Annotated in this window: 15 protein-coding genes; 6 read left to right on the top strand and 9 right to left on the bottom strand. The window is 57.6% G+C overall.

Translation table 11 applies throughout. The features are described 5' to 3' along the window. Positions 1-449: FAD-dependent monooxygenase (locus VGU61_RS17050; protein WP_326860404.1), on the bottom strand; the 449-nt coding region annotated here is incomplete at its 3' end. Between the two features lie 210 nt (positions 450-659). On the opposite strand from VGU61_RS17050, the gene VGU61_RS17045 reads away from it, so the two are divergent. Next, entirely contained in the window at positions 660-1385 is a 726-nt protein-coding gene (locus VGU61_RS17045; protein ID WP_326860403.1) for a MarR family transcriptional regulator, read from the top strand. Positions 1386-1410: 25 nt separating this feature from the next. Here VGU61_RS17045 and VGU61_RS17040 read toward each other — a convergent pair whose 3' ends face one another. Beyond that, complete coding sequence (locus VGU61_RS17040; protein ID WP_326860402.1) at positions 1411-1908, bottom strand: DUF3237 domain-containing protein; 498 nt, start codon at positions 1906-1908, stop codon at positions 1411-1413. Between the two features lie 698 nt (positions 1909-2606). Here VGU61_RS17040 and VGU61_RS17035 point away from each other — a divergent pair. Continuing rightward, positions 2607-3749 carry an ABC transporter substrate-binding protein gene (locus VGU61_RS17035; protein ID WP_326860401.1) on the top strand — a complete coding sequence of 381 codons (1143 nt, stop codon included), beginning with the start codon at positions 2607-2609 and terminating at the stop codon, positions 3747-3749. Here VGU61_RS17035 and VGU61_RS17030 read toward each other — a convergent pair. Both VGU61_RS17030 and VGU61_RS17025 read right to left on the bottom strand, forming a co-directional pair. Then, positions 3746-3955, bottom strand: coding sequence for a hypothetical protein (locus VGU61_RS17030; protein ID WP_326860400.1), 210 nt, complete (start codon positions 3953-3955; stop codon positions 3746-3748). The genes VGU61_RS17035 and VGU61_RS17030 overlap by 4 nt on opposite strands. A gap of 53 nt (positions 3956-4008) precedes the next feature. Continuing rightward, complete coding sequence (locus tag VGU61_RS17025; RefSeq protein WP_326860399.1) at positions 4009-6306, bottom strand: putative bifunctional diguanylate cyclase/phosphodiesterase; 2298 nt, start codon at positions 6304-6306, stop codon at positions 4009-4011. Between the two features lie 580 nt (positions 6307-6886). On the opposite strand from VGU61_RS17025, the gene VGU61_RS22675 reads away from it, so the two are divergent. From VGU61_RS22675 to VGU61_RS17015, 3 genes are all read left to right on the top strand, one after another. After that, positions 6887-7189 (top strand): YadA-like family protein, encoded by a 303-nt coding sequence (locus VGU61_RS22675; RefSeq protein ID WP_414691653.1) that lies wholly within the window; start codon positions 6887-6889, stop codon positions 7187-7189. A 181-nt stretch (positions 7190-7370) separates the two neighbouring features. Continuing rightward, positions 7371-7526 carry a hypothetical protein gene (locus VGU61_RS17020; protein ID WP_326860398.1) on the top strand — a complete coding sequence of 52 codons (156 nt, stop codon included), beginning with the start codon at positions 7371-7373 and terminating at the stop codon, positions 7524-7526. Positions 7527-7798: 272 nt separating this feature from the next. Then, positions 7799-8638: a fumarylacetoacetate hydrolase family protein gene (locus tag VGU61_RS17015; protein WP_326860397.1), complete on the top strand. Its 840-nt coding sequence runs from the start codon at positions 7799-7801 to the stop codon at positions 8636-8638. Between the two features lie 49 nt (positions 8639-8687). On the opposite strand, the gene maiA is transcribed toward VGU61_RS17015, so the two are convergent. Then, the gene (maiA, locus tag VGU61_RS17010) at positions 8688-9344 is read right to left on the bottom strand and encodes a maleylacetoacetate isomerase (RefSeq protein ID WP_326860396.1); all 657 of its coding nucleotides are present in this window, start codon (positions 9342-9344) and stop codon (positions 8688-8690) included. A gap of 34 nt (positions 9345-9378) precedes the next feature. After that, entirely contained in the window at positions 9379-10074 is a 696-nt protein-coding gene (locus VGU61_RS17005; protein WP_326860395.1) for a fumarylacetoacetate hydrolase family protein, read from the bottom strand. 168 nt (positions 10075-10242) lie between these two features. Here VGU61_RS17005 and VGU61_RS17000 point away from each other — a divergent pair, with 168 nt between their 5' ends. Next, a complete protein-coding gene (locus VGU61_RS17000) occupies positions 10243-10548 on the top strand; it encodes a YkvA family protein (protein ID WP_326860394.1) in 306 nt (101 codons plus the stop codon). A 93-nt stretch (positions 10549-10641) separates the two neighbouring features. Here the strand turns inward: VGU61_RS17000 and VGU61_RS16995 are convergent, their stop codons facing one another. From VGU61_RS16995 to VGU61_RS16985, 3 genes are all read right to left on the bottom strand, one after another. Next, the gene (locus VGU61_RS16995; protein ID WP_326860393.1) at positions 10642-11367 is read right to left on the bottom strand and encodes an ABC transporter ATP-binding protein; all 726 of its coding nucleotides are present in this window, start codon (positions 11365-11367) and stop codon (positions 10642-10644) included. Then, a complete protein-coding gene (locus VGU61_RS16990; RefSeq protein ID WP_326860392.1) occupies positions 11367-12137 on the bottom strand; it encodes an ABC transporter ATP-binding protein in 771 nt (256 codons plus the stop codon). Before VGU61_RS16990 ends, VGU61_RS16995 begins: the two co-directional genes overlap by 1 nt. An 8-nt stretch (positions 12138-12145) precedes the next feature. Next, positions 12146-12563 (bottom strand): branched-chain amino acid ABC transporter permease (locus VGU61_RS16985; RefSeq protein ID WP_414691652.1); only part of this gene is annotated, 418 nt, incomplete at its 5' end.

Raw genomic sequence — 12563 nt, 5'->3', positions numbered from 1 at the left:
ACGTCCGACTGGTCCGAATGCCGGACAAAAGTCGAAATCACCTTGTCGGCATTCTGCTCGAATGACTTGAATGCGAGTCCTTGATGAATGCGATCCGCCCCGAGCCGTTCGATTGCCTTTTCCAGCAAGGTCATCTGCAATTCGCCGCGGTGAATGGAGAACTGCGGCGTACTGTACCCGGCTGCCCGACCGCGCGGCTCGTGCCATATCTGCTGGCCGAATTTGTTGAAATATGCCAGGGCCGACGTCTCGATGCCCTTCTCGGCCAGGCATTCTTCCAGGCCGAGCTGGGACAATTGCTGGCTCGCATGCGGCAACAGGTTGATGCCAACGCCCAGCGGCTTCATTTCGCTGACCGCTTCGTAAATATCGACCTGAATGCCGCGTTCGTGCAGCATCAGTCCCAGAGTCAGTCCACCGATACCAGCGCCGGCAATTGCAACTTTCATGTTCGTCTCCAAGGCATAAATGGCATTGTCCGATGTGCCGGTTTCCCGGCAAAGATTGCACGGGTCGGACACCGGGTGCAGCGATGCAACAATGACGGCCGTGGGATGCGCGGGCCAAACCCGCAGGCAAAATCACGCGCGATGGATCAATTGTAATGTCGCTGTATTGTTCTACTCTATAACAGTTACGCACCAAACCACAAGTGAAAAATGGCGCTGGCGCCGGCCTCCCGCATGCGTTGCGAAGGCCAGGAATATCGGCCGTATAACCAAGCGATGGCACTGGCGCAATTACTTTCCTGCGTGAACCGTTCCACCCTCCTCCGCCGCTTCCCGACCAGTTACAATATTCGTCATGGCCGGGCAACTTTGGCCGGACGACTGGGAACAAATCATTCACGTGGCAAGGTAAAAATGTTTAGACCAGAAAACCGTCACAAAACGGGAGAAGGGAAACACTTGAGAAACAGATCTAACGCCACTTCATTCAACGCCAGAATCGAGGGAATCAATTACGATATCCTCGAAGAACTGGTCGGTTACGCGGTTCGGCGCGCACAGCTCTCGATCTATGAAGACTTCGCTGCAACGCTCGGCGCCGACGGATTGACGCCGCAGCGTTTTTCCTCGCTAGTCATCATCGGCAGCAATCCCGGCATTTCGCAAACGAAGCTGGCCGAGGTCATGGGCATCGCCCGTTCCGGCGTTGTATCGATTATTGACGCCTTTGAAGAGGCCGCCCTCGTGGAACGCCAGGACTCCGGAGATCGCCGTTCCTACAACCTGCAGCTGACCAGGGAAGGACAACGGCAGCTGAAGAAATACAAAAATGCCGTCAAAGAGCATGACGACCGCATCTCGCAGCAACTGACGGAGAAGGAGCGCCAGCAACTGCGGGAGCTTCTCGGCAAGATCTGCGGCGTTCCGCCAGCGTAAGGAGCAGTCCCTGCATTGGGCGTGTTTATCCGATCAGGAAAACGTCCAGCATGGCGGCATCAGGTTTCCTGACAGCCTTGCCGATTGCCAGCACTGAATTGAGATGCGCCCATGCCGGCGCTCCTGTCTGGAATGACATCGCCGTCCGAAAATAGTATTCGTCGGGAGAGACCTGCTCCCCCCTTGCCAGACGCGCCATGACTTCCTCGGGGCCGTGGCGATATCCGCGGCTGACCACCTCGATCAGGGCGCCATCAGACGCCCGTATCACATATTGCGCACTGATATCGAGCACACCGTCGCTGCGCTGGATCTGCCAGTCGACGCCGCCGGAGAGCACCTCGCCTGACAGCATGCCGCCCTGCACTTCCCCGCCGATGATGGGCACAAACCGGCGCTCGCCGAATGGCGCCGCTCCCAATGAAACCACGGGCGAGACGCGTGCCGTGATGCGGCACAGAAAGCGCAGCTCAGGCGCCTGCATTGTCTCTTCCGACACCTGGTCGCCTGTTCGTGCATTCATGTTGATGCGTCTCCATTCCGGGCCGGGTTCTCTTGTCGTTCCATCGCTGGTTTCCATTTCACTTGATTCATCGGGAATACCGATCCACCCGGGCGCATCCTGATCCGCGCGCCGCATTGGATCGGGCAGCCAGGCTTGCTTTCAAACAAGCCGGACAATGATCGTGACGGTCTTCACTTGACAGCTTAGAAGACTTTGATTGATAGGTGGAATAGTAACGTGGATGGCATGCCCGTGCTGTCCTCCCTGAAGACGACAAATGTTCTGGCAGGTCGACGATGAATATCTGGACACTCACTGATGCCAAAGCATCACGCGACATTGCGTAGCGCGTGCTTGCAGGCGTACTGCACATCCGCTGCTTTTTCATTTCGTCAGGAATAGCGACCGGATTCTCGCTTCCCAAGACATAAAGCCGTTCAGGATAAAAAGCCCTTTGACGGCTTGCATATACATGCCGACCTAGTTATAGTAAATAACTGTTTTGTTTCATAACAATAACGATTCATAACGTAATGGTCGGTTGACAGCAGGCCCTCGCAGGTAGCCGCGTTGCAAATCAGCGGCGCAGAAATTGTGCCGTTCCAGCTGAACGCACGCCGCCTTGCATGCGCCGGCCCACGGCATGGGGCGGATGCATGCAAGGCGGTGTCATGCAACCACCATTGTTTGATTGTTTATTCATCGAGGAGACAACTATGAAAACCACATTAAAAATCCTGGTGGCGGGCATGCTGGTCGGTACCGCTGCCGCACCTGCCTTTGCGGACATAACAATCGGCGTCAGTTTGCCGCTGACAGGACCGGCATCAGGACTGGGGATACCCACCAGGAACGGCATCTCGCTGTGGCCGGACACGATCGGCGGCGAAAAGTTGAAGCTCATCATTCTTGACGATGCATCGGACTCCACCCAATCCAGCAAGAACGGGCGTCGCCTGATCACCGACGAGGCAGTCGACGTCATCGTCGGCTCCACCGCGACGCCGGCATCCGCCGCGCTTGCCGAAGTTGCGTCGGAACTGAAGACCCCGCAGATTTCCACCTCGCCGGTCGAACTGCCGGAAGCCAAGGGAGAATGGACGTTCAGGGTGGCGCAGTCGACCCAATTGATGGCCAATGCCGTCGCGGAGCACATGAAGCGCACCGGCGTGAAAACCTATGCGTACCTCGGTTACTCCGACGCCTACGGCGAGTCCTGGTTCAAGGCGATGACTGCCGCGGCCAATCAGGCCGGCTTGCAATCGGTCGCCACCGAGCGATTTGCCCGCGCCGATACCACCGTCACCGCCCAGGCGCTGAAGATCATGTCCGCCAAACCGGATGCGGTATTGCTCGGTGCGTCCGGCAGCGGCGCCGCGATGCCGCACAAGGCCATGATCGAGCGCGGATACAAGGGAAAGATCTACCAGACGCATGGCGCCGCGTCGCGTGACCTGATCAGGATCGGTGGAAAGGATGTCGAGGGATCCTTCGTCGTGGCCGGGCTCGCCATCATGCCGGAGGGCCTGCCCAATGACCATCCATCCAAGAAGCTTGCCACCGACTTCGTTGATCGCTACGAGAAGCAGTTCGGCGCGGGCACCCGCAATCAGTTCGCGTCGCACGGCTATGATGCCTATCTCGTGCTGAATCAGGTGGTGCCCCAGGCGCTGAAGAAAGCCAAGCCCGGTACGCCCGAGTTCCGCGCCGCATTGAAGGAAGCGCTCGAGTCCACCAAGGGCGTCCCCATCACGCAGGGCGTGATCCGGTTCACACCCAAGGATCATTTCGGCCTGGAGGACAATGCACGCGTCATGCTTACCGTACAGAACGGCAACTGGAAGCCCGTCTCGCCTTAGATGAAATCCGGCGCTTTGGCCGGCACAGATAAACCCTGAAGCCTGCCGTTGCGCAGGCTTTTTTCATTCATTGCACAAATATTCAGTTGACCGGAGCCGTCAGGCTGTCGCGGGAATCGGTCGCCGGCCGCGTTCACCAACCGCTTGTAATAGTCGGCCGTGTCATTAAACGAAAAGACCAGATCGCCGATGCCGTGGATGAACATGATCTTGCCGCCACGACTGGTGTACGCGGTGAGATCCGTGGCCCGATACGTGTTCAACCGGTCGTGACGCTGATGCCCGGGTTGTTCGCCAAGCCAGGCGGATTGCGGGTTCCGTCGAAAAACGCCGCGAAGGCGTCTGCCGGGATCGGCCGGCTGATATGGAATCCCTGTACTTCATCGCACCCCGACTGGAGCAGGAAGTCCTGCTGTCCGGCAGTCTCCACGCCTTCCGCGACGACGGTCAGATGCAGTGTCTTGCCCATCGCCACGATGGCTTCGACAATGGCCCGGTCTTCCGCCTTGGCTTCGAGCTCCCGTATGAAGGAACGGTCGATCTTCAACACGTGAATCGGGAAATTGCGCAGTTGGCCCAGCGACGAATACCCGGTGCCGAAATCGTCGATGGCCAAACGCACGCCAAGCTTCTTGATTGCCTGCAGGGTGAGCACCGCCTGCTGCGGGTTGTGCGCCACCATGCCTTCGGTGATTTCCAGTTCAAGCAGGCCGGCCGGCATGCCTGTCTCCGTGAGAATGGCGGCAATATCGTCCACCAGGTTCCTGTCGGAGAATTGCCGCGCCGAGAGGTTGACCGCCATGCGGATGGGACGCATCCCTTTGCGTTGCCATGCCATGTTCTGCTCGCAGGCGGTTCGCAGCACCCATTTCCCGATCGGGATGATCAGGCCGGACTCCTCCGCGACATGGATGAAATGCACCGGCGGCACCTGGCCGAGCGAAGGATTGTTCCACCGCAGCAAAGCCTCGGTGCCGGACACATGGCCTGTACGCAGGTCGAGCTTGGCCTGGTAGTGAATCTCGAATTCCTTCCGCTCCAGCGCATGCCGCAAACCCACTTCCACGGACAACCTGTCCATCGCTTCCGCGCCGATCGACGTCGAATAAAACTGGAAGTTGTTCTTGCCCTCTTCTTTCGCTAGATACATCGCGCTGTCGGCGTTCTTGAGGAGGGCCTGCTCATCGGTTCCGTCGTTCGGGTACACGGCGATGCCGACGCTGGCCGAAACACGGTATTCCTGGCCTGCCAGGACCACCGGCGTGACTGCCGCGACCAGCAGCTTGCGGGCCACTGCGGCAGCCTGCTTCTCATCGACAAGCTCGGGAATCAATACGACGAACTCGTCGCCGCCCAGACGTGCGATGAGGTCGCTGGTACGCACAGCCTGTTTGAAACGCAACGAAATTTCCTTCAACAGGAAATCACCGGCTTCATGGCCGAGGGTGTCGTTGATCAGCTTGAAGCGATCGAGGTCGATGAACAGCACCGCGAACCGGCGGCCGAAGCGCTGCGACGACTGTATCTGCATCGTGAGCAACTGGTTGAACATCAAGCGGTTGGGGAGCCCGGTCAGGCCATCATGCGTTGCAAGATGCTGGATGCGCTCCTCGGCCAGCTTTTCATCGGTGACTTCCCTGGCAACGCCGCGATACCCTTTAAAAAGACCCTTGTCCAGGATGGGGCCGCCGCTCAGGCTGACGAAATATTCGCGCCGGTCAGGCAACGCCCGCTTGATGACCACCTCGCGGAAATGCTGGCGGCGCGCGTACATTTCCCGTACTTCGTCCCAGCCACCTTCCAGTTCCACGCCGAATGCGCTTTCCCAGAGCCGCTTGCCCAGAAGAAGATCCTGCGGCAGCACTTTGCTGTCCTTGCCGGACTCAAGCCGCGTAAAGCGCAGCTCGGCGTCCTGCTCCCAATACCAGTCGGAGGACAGCTCAGTCAGCGAACGGAAGCGCAGCTCGCTCTCGGCCAGTTCCAGGTTTTTTGCCGATATGCGTCGGCGCAGGCTCGACATATAACCGGCGATCCATACAAAACGGCGCAGCGCAAGTGCGAAGGACGCGAACAGCAGCAACTGGCCCAGCAGCGTATCGACCGGAAAGGAAATTTTCGCTCCTGCGATCAGAACCGCCAGTAGCACCTCTGTCGTAACGATGAAAAGCAGGATGCGAAACTGCTTCACGTTCAGCGAAAACAAGCCGAATGCGATGGTCTGGAAAATTGAAAACAGAAAGAAAATGCCAACCTCCGGCACCAGCCCCAGACAAAGGGTTTGGTTGGAGAGGGCAAGAATCAGTTGGGGAAAGGTGACCGTCGGATCGACGAAACGTTCCGTCATTCCGCGGCTCATCGCCCAGTAGATCACCGCGACGTAGGTCAATCCGGTGGACACGTACAAAGCCGGCACGAGGAAAGTGAGACCGGCAAGATAAACCAGGACAGCCAGCAATATGCCGTCGGTGATCCAGGTCCTTGCCACGATGCGCAAGGCCGCCAGATTGCCGGCGATCTCCTCCGGCGTACGCGTACCGCCGGACCGCGTCGGTTTCATGCCGTGTCTCCCTCTGCATTCATATTCTTCTTGGAGCCCGCTTGAATTTCATGTGAGCGGATCGAATACGGGCCGGGATGCATAGCCATACGAAAGATACGGCCAGCTTCGCAGCCCTGGAGTCGGGACGCGCGTCATGCTTCAAACAGGCTCATACGGCTGTTGCCGTCCGGCTGGCGGCTTGGACTGCGCTTATCGTGCGCAATGTGGCAGGACTCCGGCGCGCCGCTCTTTCACCTGAGGTGATTACCTTTGCAGGATAGTTACATAATTTCCAACAAGAAACAAGATTGCGGGCATTCGGCCGTGCAGTGTGTCCGTTTTGCACGATCCGGCAGGATCCATGCCGATGATTGGCGCGATGCATGAACGAACGGCGCGTTGCCTGGCCATCGCGTGCTTACGCTGCGCTCCGCAGAAAATTGCGTCCGGTTGTCCATCATGCGCCTGACGCGGCTTCGAACTTCGCCGCCAGAGCCGGCACATCCACGGTAGCCAGGCCTTCACGCTCCCTATCCAACACCGCCCGGCGGTTGTCCGGCCTTTCCATGGTCCCTCTGCTTTCCCACAGGGCCTTCAGATGCCTTGCCTTGACAGCTGCATGGTCCGAGTTTGCAGCATAGTCGACCGCCGTATCACGGCAGCGGAAAAGAGGCTGAACGGCGCCGTAGCTGCAGCGACCGCACTTGCTCAACCGGTGTTTTTCGCAAAGCCCGGCACAACCGCCCTGGCCGCCGGCGTCGGCTCCTCCAACGGGCAGGCTGCCGTCGGGCTCTCGGTTAACCACTTGTCGCGTCAAGGCGGGACCATGTATTCCGCAGGTGTCGGCGTGTCCGGCAATTCCACCTTGCTCCGTGCGGGTGCAAGCTGGATTTTTAATTGATGTCGCCGGCGGCTGATCGATCGCGCTCGTCCTGCATCTGCTTGCCGCCTTGCATCGACTAATGACTTGCAGCCATAAGTAATGAGGTGCCAATGTTTCAGGCAATCTTCATGATTAAATCGCCTGCCACACCGGCGAACTTTTTTCATTCCCCATACCCAAACAAGAGCGGAAACACCTTATGAAAGTCTTACCTGTCAAGGAGATTCAAAATGAGAATTCCCGTTCTAGTGATGTTGATGCAAGCTGCAATGTTGGGTGGCCTGTCTCTGGTATTCATGGTGCTGTAGTGACTGGCTTTACCCTGCTGCTTTCGTTCAACTGCAATGCCGGTTGAACGAAAGCAGCCCGCCAGCAGCCGGTCCTCCGCCGGTTATGCACACATGTAAGTTTATGCAAGACACCCGTTGGACATCATCGTCCGACGCGAAGAACATGTTGCCCCGGTATCTTCATTCATCACAAATGCATACTGTAAAAACGCAGCCATGCAGTCGAACCTTGATTGCCCTCTTCACCGGGACAAACCATATTGCCACTGCTTTCGTTTAACGCGCCTCTCACAATTCCCTTACCATAACGCTGCCTGAATTGACATAGGGGAATGGTATGAAACTGGTACGTTATGGACGCATGGGAAAAGAAAAGCCGGGGCTGATCGATCAAGAACTAAAGCTGCGCGATCTATCCGGCATCATTGACGATATTGGACCTGAACAGCTATCGGCCAAGTCGTTAAGCAGACTGTCGAAGATCAAAGCCGATTCCCTTCCCCTCGTCAGGGGAAAGCCCCGGTTCGGGGTTCCGGTAGCGCAAGTCGGCAAGTTCATCGGCATCGGGTTGAATTATTCCGATCACGCTGCTGAAGCTGGCATGCCGGTGCCGAGCGAACCGATTGTGTTCATGAAAGCCACCAGCAGCTTGTCGGGTCCGGACGATCCGGTGGTATTGCCAAGGGACTCGAAAAAATCGGATTGGGAAGTTGAGCTTGGCGTCGTGATCGGCACGAAGGCACAGTATGTGAGCCAGAAAGACGCCTTACAGTACGTTGCCGGCTATTGCATCGTCAACGATGTATCGGAACGTGAATTCCAGCTTGAGCGCGGCTCGCAGTGGGACAAGGGCAAAGGCTGCGACACCTTCGGCCCCGTCGGACCCTGGCTGGTGACGGCCGATGAAATCATACAGCCGCAAAGGCTTGATCTCTGGCTGGACCTTAACGGTGAACGGGTACAGACAGGCAATACCAGGACCATGATTTTTTCTGTCGCCAAGCTGGTAAGTTACGTCAGCCGGTTCATGACATTGATGCCGGGCGATATCATCACCACCGGCACACCGCCCGGTGTGGGCATGGGAATGAAACCGCAACGATTCCTACGTGCAGGGGATGAAATGACACTCGGCATTGATGGCCTCGGCATGCAGCGGCAAAAAGTGATTACTTGAGTCACATGCGGCAAACGGCTGTTTCACCCTCCAATGCCAACCGTTTGCCTTATTCCGCGTCAGGCTGATTCTGCGGCGCTGCCTTGATAAATGGATCAAGCCCGGTGCAAGCCTGATGGATGCGCATGATGGTCGGCATGTTGGAGAGGTCGCAATTGAAGCGCTGTGCATTCGCGATCTGCGGGACGAGAAAACAGTCGGCCAGGGTTGGCGTTTCACCGTAACAATAAGTGCCGACCCGCGGGTCCTGTGACAAAGTCGCCTCGACAGCAGCCAGACCGCTTTCGCACCAATGCCGGTACCACGCGTTCTTGTCGTCTTCGCTGACTTTCAGCTGCTTCACAAGGTAGCGCAGCACCCGCAAATTGTTGAGCGGGTGTATCTCGCAGGCGATGCTCAACGCAATGCTTCGCACGAAGGCCCGATCGATTGGCTTTGCGGGCATCAGGGACGGTTGTGGATACGCTTCGTCAAGATATTCGATGATTGCCATCGATTGGCTGATTGCCGCCGCGCTGTCCGCCGTCTCGTCGACCAGTACAGGCACGAGGGCATCCGGATTGAGCCTGCGATAATCAGGCGAAAATTGCTGGCCACCATCGTTGAGCAGGTGCACTGGAACAACCTCGTAGGGCAGCCCCTTCAGGTGAAGAGCGATACGCACTCTATATGATGCGGAACTACGGAAATAGGCGTACAGCTTCATGGTTGGCCCTCGTGATGATATGACGACGTCCTGCTTAAACGATCCTGACCCGAAGTTCGCCCAGGCCGGCGATGCTGCCTTCCAGCAGATCGCCTTTTTTCACTGCCGCAACACCTTCCGGCGTACCGGTAAAAATCAGGTCACCCGGCTGCAACGTAAAGTATTTGGATAGATGTTCAATAGTTTCAGCGACATTCCAGATCAGCTTCTGTACATCGCTCTGCTGACGCGGCGTGCCGTTCACGTTCAATCGGATGGCGCCTTGCGCAATCTCGCCCGTTTCGGCGACCGGATGCAACGGACCTATAGGCGCCGAGAAATCGAAGCCTTTGCCGGTGCTCCACGGACGCCCGGCTTTTTTCGCTTCGCCTTGCAGGTCCCGGCGGGTCATGTCCAGGCCGACCGCATAGCCCCAGACATGCTGAAACGCATCTGCTGCAGCGATATTGACACCACCTTTTCCGATTGCAACCACAAGTTCGATCTCATGGTGCAGATCGTTTGTCATCGGCGGATAGGGCATTTCACCGGTCGCGCCCTGCGCCACCGGCAGGATCGCATCGGCAGGTTTCATGAAGAAGAACGGCGCTTCGCGGCCGGTGCCGCCCATTTCTTTTGCATGCTCGACATAATTGCGTCCAACACAATAGATGCGGTGTACCGGAAACAGGGCGTCACTGCCTGCGATGGGGACAGCGGCAGGGGCTTGGGGCGGGAAAGCGTATTGCATATGGTCTCCTGAATTTTGTTAAATTATGCCACCTGAAGATTATTCCGGTGGCGTCAGTACATCAGGCACTTTTCCATGCCGAGATGGTCTTAAACAACTGGTACGCAGGGATACCGATTCGCACCCGATGTTGCTTTTTTCCATTGGACATTTACTTCCGGAGATGCCATGTTTCTACGTCTTAGCCGCCTGTTCCGAGCCGCCGGCCGCGATGCAGTTGTGCTTTGGTTTGCATGCCGCAATCCGCTCACACCGGGCGCGGTGAAGTTGGGCGCCCTGCTCCTTGCTCTTTACATCATCAGCCCGGTCGATCTGCTGTCGGATCTCCTCCCGGTACTCGGCTGGATGGATGATGTTACCTTGCTGGCAATCGGTATTCCGGCAATTCTGAAGCTCATGCCCCAACCCGCTTTGCGCGATGCGTATTCCGATGCTGACCGCCTGATGTCGCGTTGGGCTCTCTGGCGCCGTTAATCGCCCCAAAAAAAACCGCCTTGCGCGATAACCATCGGCAAGGCGGTTCAGGTCACTTGAGCACTGTGCGATGCTGACCGGCGCATGCGCCGATCATCCTTCGCCGAGATACGCTTCCCTCACCTTCGGATCATCAAGCATTTCTCTGGCATTACCGTTCATCGTGATGAGGCCGGAATCCATCACGTAACCCCGATGTGCCGCCTGCAATGCCAGCTTTGCATTTTGCTCGACCAGCAATATTGTCACGCCTTGTGCGGAAACGTTGCGCACCACCTCGAAGATCTTCTCGACCATGATCGGCGACAGCCCCATCGACGGCTCATCCAGCAGCAGCAGTTTTGGATGGCTCATCAGCGCCCGCGCCATCGCCAGCATCTGCTGTTCACCGCCGGACAGGGTGCCGGCAAGCTGCGATGCACGCTCTTTCAGGCGAGGGAAAACGCCGAACCACTTGTCGACATCCGCCTGGATCCCGGCCTTGTCGTTGCGCGTGAAAGCGCCCATGAGCAGGTTTTCGTAGATAGTCATGCGGGTGAATACGCCACGGCCCTCCGGCACCATCGCGAGACTGCGCTTCACCAGTTCAAAGGACTTCGCCCCCATGATCGGATTGCCGGTGTAGTGAATCTGCCCTTCGACACGCGCGCCGGGCAGCGTACCGGTAATCGCCTTGAGGGTGGTTGTCTTGCCGGCGCCGTTGGCGCCGATCAGCGTGACGAGTTCACCTTCGTTGACTTCGAGATCGATGCCCTTGACCGCCTGGATGCCGCCGTATGCAATCTTCAGATTGCTGATTTTCAGAATGTTCTGGCTCATCAGTGAGACCCTCCCAAGTAAGCCTCGATCACGGCCGGATTCTTTTGTACCTCGGAAGGAATGCCTTCAGCAATCGGCTTACCGTAATCCAGCACCGTCAACCGGTCGCACAATCCCATCACCAGCTTGACGTCATGTTCGATCAGCAAAATGGTCTTGCCTTCCGCCTTGATCTTGACGAGCAGTTCGCGCAAGGCCAGCTTCTCGGTTGCGTTCATGCCGGCGGCCGGTTCGTCCAGGGCAAGCAGTTGCGGATCGGTAGCCAGCGCACGTGCAATTTCAAGACGCCGCTGGTCACCGTAGGAAAGAAACTTCGATGTACGGTGGGCGAATTGGGCAATGCCGACGAAGTCCAGCAATTCCATCGCACGTTGACGGATCGCCGCTTCTTCCAGGCGGGCGGCCTTATGATGCAGTACCGCGCCAAGCACGCCTTGGTGCGTACGCACATGGCGTCCGACCATTACGTTTTCCAGCGCCGACATCTCGCCGAAAAGACGGATGTTTTGAAACGTACGCGCGATGCCCGCCTTCGCAACCTCATGCGGTGCGGATGGTGAATACGGCTTGCCGGCAAGTTCGAAAGTGCCGGTGTCGGCCTGGTAGAGGCCGGTGATCACATTAAAGAACGTTGTCTTGCCGGCGCCGTTGGGGCCGATCAGGCCGTAGATCTGGCCGCGCAGGATCTTGACGTTCACGTTCGACAGTGCCTGCAGTCCGCCGAAACGCTTGTTGACACCGGAAATATTAAGAATGATTTGTTCGCTCATGATCTTCCTTATGCAGCCAGCGCAGCAGGTTCTTTTTCGTCGAGACGCTTGACGGCGTTCGCGTCGGGACGATCCTCATGGCGCGGCGACGGCCACAATCCTGCAGGGCGATAGAGCATGATGCCGACCATTGCCAGCCCATACAGCAACTGGCGCAGCACTTCGGCATCGATCAGTACCGCGCCGAACAATTGGCGCTGGATGGGTTCGACCACATGGCGCAGGACTTCCGGCAACGCGGCAAGAATGACGCCGCCCAGGATCACACCTGGAATATGGCCGATACCGCCGAGCACCACCATCGCCAGCACGGCGATCGATTCCGTCAGCGAGAAGGATTCCGGCGATACGAAACCCTGGAACGACGCGAACATCGCGCCGGCCACGCCGCCGAACGACGCACCCATTGCAAATGCCAGGAGCTTG

Origin of the sequence: Noviherbaspirillum sp. (assembly GCF_035944575.1) — a bacterium.
Taxonomy (GTDB): domain Bacteria; phylum Pseudomonadota; class Gammaproteobacteria; order Burkholderiales; family Burkholderiaceae_D; genus Noviherbaspirillum.
The sequence above is the reverse complement of the archived record's forward strand: the minus strand, read 5'-3'. Positions and strand labels throughout refer to the sequence as shown.

What these genes read in the sequence shown, in the direction of transcription:
- VGU61_RS17045 (WP_326860403.1), top strand. Translation starts at nt 660, where the DNA reads ATGGCGCTGGCGCCGGCCTCCCGCATGCGTTGCGAAGGCCAGGAATAT.
- VGU61_RS17040 (WP_326860402.1), bottom strand. Translation starts at nt 1,908, where the DNA reads ATGAATGCACGAACAGGCGACCAGGTGTCGGAAGAGACAATGCAGGCG.
- VGU61_RS17035 (WP_326860401.1), top strand. Translation starts at nt 2,607, where the DNA reads ATGAAAACCACATTAAAAATCCTGGTGGCGGGCATGCTGGTCGGTACC.
- VGU61_RS17030 (WP_326860400.1), bottom strand. Translation starts at nt 3,955, where the DNA reads ATGTTCATCCACGGCATCGGCGATCTGGTCTTTTCGTTTAATGACACG.
- VGU61_RS17025 (WP_326860399.1), bottom strand. Translation starts at nt 6,306, where the DNA reads ATGAAACCGACGCGGTCCGGCGGTACGCGTACGCCGGAGGAGATCGCC.
- VGU61_RS22675 (WP_414691653.1), top strand. Translation starts at nt 6,887, where the DNA reads ATGCCTTGCCTTGACAGCTGCATGGTCCGAGTTTGCAGCATAGTCGAC.
- VGU61_RS17020 (WP_326860398.1), top strand. Translation starts at nt 7,371, where the DNA reads ATGAAAGTCTTACCTGTCAAGGAGATTCAAAATGAGAATTCCCGTTCT.
- VGU61_RS17015 (WP_326860397.1), top strand. Translation starts at nt 7,799, where the DNA reads ATGAAACTGGTACGTTATGGACGCATGGGAAAAGAAAAGCCGGGGCTG.
- maiA (WP_326860396.1), bottom strand. Translation starts at nt 9,344, where the DNA reads ATGAAGCTGTACGCCTATTTCCGTAGTTCCGCATCATATAGAGTGCGT.
- VGU61_RS17005 (WP_326860395.1), bottom strand. Translation starts at nt 10,074, where the DNA reads ATGCAATACGCTTTCCCGCCCCAAGCCCCTGCCGCTGTCCCCATCGCA.
- VGU61_RS17000 (WP_326860394.1), top strand. Translation starts at nt 10,243, where the DNA reads ATGTTTCTACGTCTTAGCCGCCTGTTCCGAGCCGCCGGCCGCGATGCA.
- VGU61_RS16995 (WP_326860393.1), bottom strand. Translation starts at nt 11,367, where the DNA reads ATGAGCCAGAACATTCTGAAAATCAGCAATCTGAAGATTGCATACGGC.
- VGU61_RS16990 (WP_326860392.1), bottom strand. Translation starts at nt 12,137, where the DNA reads ATGAGCGAACAAATCATTCTTAATATTTCCGGTGTCAACAAGCGTTTC.